The organism is Xanthomonas sp. SHU 166 (genome assembly GCF_000364685.1).
GTDB classification, from domain to species: domain Bacteria; phylum Pseudomonadota; class Gammaproteobacteria; order Xanthomonadales; family Xanthomonadaceae; genus Xanthomonas_A; species Xanthomonas_A sontii.
On sequence record NZ_AQOJ01000498.1, the window covers coordinates 1 to 1119 of the forward strand.

1 protein-coding gene and 1 pseudogene are annotated in these 1119 nt (G+C 73.1%); both read right to left on the reverse strand.

Going from position 1 to position 1119, the window contains the following annotated elements; translation table 11 throughout:
• A pseudogene (locus D180_RS12910) lies at positions 1-213 on the reverse strand (hypothetical protein); the annotation flags it as partial.
• Complete coding sequence (locus tag D180_RS12915) at positions 210-1067, reverse strand: type II secretion system protein GspK (RefSeq protein ID WP_017908494.1); 858 nt, start codon at positions 1065-1067, stop codon at positions 210-212. The pseudogene D180_RS12910 and the gene D180_RS12915, both read right to left, overlap by 4 nt.
• Positions 1068-1119 lie beyond the last annotated feature (52 nt).

Below are 1119 nucleotides of genomic sequence, written 5' to 3' on the forward strand. Positions count from 1 at the left end.
CGGCGCGCCCAGTTCGGACTCGACCTGCCGCGCCAGCATCAGCTGCTCGCCCTCGCGCCACAGCAGCAGCCGCGCCTGCGACCAGCCCAGCTGCAGTTGCCAGCGCGGCGGCAGCCACGCCATCAGCGAGCGCTGCCACCAGGCCAGCAGCCCGCCCGCACCGGGGGCGATGCGTACGCCAAGTTTGTCCATCGTGTCGCGCCACGCCGTCATCGCACCGTCGTTCCTTCTTCCCAACGCAACACAGTGTAGGCGGAGCCCGGCAGCGCCGACGAGCCTGGGCGCACCACCGCGCGCAACACGCCCTCGCGGCCATTGCCCAGCCGCGCCCGGCTTTCGATGCTATAGGTGCCGCCACCGCCCATGCCGACCATGCCGAGCTGGGTCTGGTCGGTGCGTTCGCGCTGCGCCAGCACCTGCTGCGCGTCCAGGCCGAGCGCGGTCAGCACCGGCCCCGGTGCGAAGTCCGGCGTCGGCCGCGACACCCCGCCGTACAGGGTCAGGTTGGGCAGCAGCTTGGCGTACAGCTCCGGGTCCATGCCCAGCACCAGTTGCAGTTCGGCCAGGCTTTCGAACGGCGCGTCCTTGGCGCCGTAGGGCAGGCCGGCGGCGGCGTAGTCCGGATCCTCGGCGCCGTTGGGCTGGGTCAAGTTGTCGGGATCGCGCCAGTCCACGATCGCCGCGGCGATGCGCTCGGCGCGCTGCGGATCCTCGCCGACCGCGCGCACCAGCGCCGCCAGCAGTTGCGCATCGGCCATGTTCAGATCGACCTTGCCGCTTTCATCGGTGACCCGCAGATCGACCGTGGCGCCCTCGTACTGCCAGCGGTAGCGCCGGCCGTCGGCACGCCAGCCCGGCTGCGTGGGGGTGCCGGCGAGCCGGGTCAGCGCGTATTCCAGGCCGGCGCGGGCGCGTTCCTGCGCCTCGGCGCCGTCGCCGAGCACCTTGCCCTGCAGGTTCTCGGTGCGCGCGGTCAGCGCGAACGCGCCGATCAGCGCGGTCAGCAGCGCGATCAGCCACAGCACCAGCACCAGCGCGGCGCCGCGGTGGCGATGCGTCGCGCTCATTGCCGCATCTCCGCGCCACCGGCCTGGCGCAGCGCCACCACCAGCGGCGGCC